Annotated in this window: 1 protein-coding gene; it reads left to right on the top strand. The window is 62.2% G+C overall.

Annotated elements, in window-relative coordinates:
- Positions 1–282 precede the first annotated feature (282 nt).
- Entirely contained in the window at positions 283–1233 is a 951-nt protein-coding gene (locus AC24GY_RS29430) for an IS110 family RNA-guided transposase (RefSeq protein ID WP_487690450.1), read from the top strand.
- Positions 1234–1244 lie beyond the last annotated feature (11 nt).

Genomic DNA, 1244 nt, shown 5'->3' with positions numbered 1-1244 from the left:
GTACGACAGGCACTCCTTGTATGTTGGAGACGTCCTGATTCCCAAACGCTGCGAAGTAACAGCGGGCTTGGAACTCAGGCTGGGTGGTGACGGCCAACCAGCCTGAGCGTGTGCGGGACAGACCGGAGGCACTCCTGATCCTTTGAGATCGTCAGGCAGCCAGTCACCCGCACACCAGGACAAGCTCGAACTCGAACAGTTGACTGAGCCTGCCAAGGGCCATGCCCGCAGCAGAAGCTCGCATCGCAAGGAAGAAGTCGAACACTCAAACCCATCCCATCCATGAACACCCATTCTACCTCCACCCCGGAGGTTGTCCATGTCGGCATCGATGTCTGCGCCCAATGGCTCGACATCCACGGCATTCCCCGCAAAAAGAAGGCCTTCAGACTGGCCAACACCACTGCCGGCCACCGCAAGCTCATCGCCATGCTGCCGCCTGGTGCACACGTCATCATCGAGGCCACCGGCGGCTACGAACAGGCCCTCTGGCTGGCCCTGCTGCGCGCAGGCAAAACCGTGAGCAAACTCAATCCCGCCCGCGTGCGCCACTTCGCCAAGGCCAGCATGAAGCTGGCGAAGACCGACGCCATCGACGCCGCTGTGCTCGCCGCCTTCGGTGCCGCGCTCAAGCCGCAGCCCGACATCCTGCCTCCTGACTGGGAGCTCGAACTCTCCAGCCTGGTCGGCCGCCGCGAGCAGCTGGTCACCGCACGCGCCATCCAGAAGACCCAGCTCCTACAGCTGAGCCATCCGCAGATCATCGCGCAGGCCAAGACCCTGATCAAAGCTCTAAGCAAGCAGATCACGCAGCTCGACAAGCTCATCAAGACTGCGCTAAACCACCAGGACGCACGGGAGAAGGCCGGGCGGCTCCAGCAGATGAACGGCATTGCCGAGGTGGCCGCAGCCACCCTGATGACCGAACTGCCCGAACTCGGCAGCCTCGACGACTCTCGCATCGCCTCCCTCGCCGGTCTCGCCCCGCATCCCTACGACAGCGGGCCGATGCGCGGCCAGCGCCACATCCAGGGCGGACGCAAAAAAGTGCGCCGCGTGCTCTACATGGCCGCAGTGCGCTGCGTGAGCATCAACCCCATCCTCAAAACTTTTTACCAAGGCCTGCTCAAACGCGGCAAACCCTTCAAGGTCGCCATCACTGCCGTCATGCGCAAAATGCTCTGCGTGCTCAACCGCTTGATCACCGACCCAAAATTCCAGCTTGCCAACTGACACAGTTGCTG

The sequence above is a fragment of the Prosthecobacter sp. Pr1 genome (genome assembly GCF_057652315.1).
Note: the sequence above shows the minus strand (reverse complement) of the source record. Positions and strands in the feature narration are given on the sequence as shown.

What these genes read in the sequence shown, in the direction of transcription:
- AC24GY_RS29430 (WP_487690450.1), top strand. Translation starts at nt 283, where the DNA reads ATGAACACCCATTCTACCTCCACCCCGGAGGTTGTCCATGTCGGCATC.